General features: G+C 63.0%; 2 protein-coding genes. Both read right to left on the reverse strand.

Annotated elements, in window-relative coordinates:
- Nucleotides 1-764, reverse strand: a 764-nt coding sequence (locus Q4Q11_RS31795; protein WP_498571978.1) for an aldehyde dehydrogenase family protein, incomplete at its 3' end; no start/stop codon positions are given.
- Nucleotides 758-1,387: enoyl-CoA hydratase/isomerase family protein (locus tag Q4Q11_RS31800; protein ID WP_498571979.1), on the reverse strand; the 630-nt coding region annotated here is incomplete at its 5' end. The genes Q4Q11_RS31795 and Q4Q11_RS31800, both read right to left, overlap by 7 nt.

The raw sequence follows: 1,387 nt of genomic DNA on the forward strand, positions 1-1,387 counted from the left end.
GCATTGGTCATCGTCAGCTTGCCCACCCCCGTCGAACCGGTGAAGGACACCATATCGACATGCGGATGCGTTGTCATGATCGCGCCCACGTCCGGTCCGGTGCCGGTGACGATGTTGACCGCACCATCCGGGAGGCCGGCCTCTTGCAGAATCTCGCCCAGCAGGAGCGTCGATCCGGAGGTGAGTTCGGAAGGCTTGACGACGGTCGTGCAGCCGGCGGCAAGGGCAAAAGGCAGCTTTTGACCGACGATCAGGAACGGGAAATTCCATGGTGTGATGATCGAGACCACGCCGATGGCTTCACGAAGAACGACGCCCAGCGTGCCATCGCCTAGAGTGTTATAGCTCTCGCCATGCAGGTCGCGGGCGAGTGCCGCGGCATAGCGCCAGATGTCGACGGAACCAGCAATCTCGCCGCGAACCTGGGAGATCGGCTTTCCGGCTTCGATGGCGTCGAGATAGGCGAGTTCCTCGGAGCGCGCAGCGATCAGATCGGCGGCTTTCAGAAGAACGCCAGACCGTTCGGACGCGGTCATCCGGGGCCAAGGTCCATGATCAAAGGCTTTGCGCGCAGCGGCAATTGCGCGCTCGGCATCCGCCTTCGTGCCCGTCGGATAGCGGCTGACGACAACGCCGTGGCTCGGTGCCACACGTTCCATCGGCTGGGTGCTGCCGGCCTCCCATTTGCCGTCGATCAGCATCTTGAAATCGCGCGCCCTGTGATCGGCGAGAGCCTTGGGAGCAACCAGAACCGTCATTACCATTCTCCTTTGAACTGTGCGGGGCGCTTCTGCGTGAAGGAAGCCACTCCCTCCTTTAGATCACCCGTCTTCGCAACAAGGATCGAGCCCAGCGCCTCGACGGCGGTCCCGTTGTCCTCGCCATTTGCGGAGGCGATCATGAGTTTGGCGACTTCGAGGGCGGCAGGACCGCGCGCTGCAATACGCGCCGCATATTCCTTGGCCGCCGCGGCGGCGTTACCTGTCGTTGTGACTGCATCGACGATGCCGAAAGCACGTGCTTCCTCGGCAGTGAATATCTCTCCGCCAAGAGCCATCCGGCGCACAAGCTGGGCGCCGAAGCGCTTCACCAGACGCTGGGTCCCGGACCAGCCGGGAACCATGCCAAGACCCGTCTCGGGAAGGCCGATCTTGATCTGCTCCTCGGCAATACGAATGTCGGCGACGCCCGCAAGCTCAAGCCCGCCGCCAAGCGCATGACCATTGAGCGCTGCGATAAGCGGGACGCGAAGCGTTGCGAGCCGCTCGAAGATGCGATGACCGTGACGGACCCAGGCATGACCGAACTCTTCGGGTCGCATTCCACCCCAGGCCTTGATGTCGCCGCCGGCCGAGAATCCCTTGCCTTCGCCGGTCAGGATGGCAAC

This window comes from Rhizobium sp. UFLA01-1127, assembly GCF_059803845.1.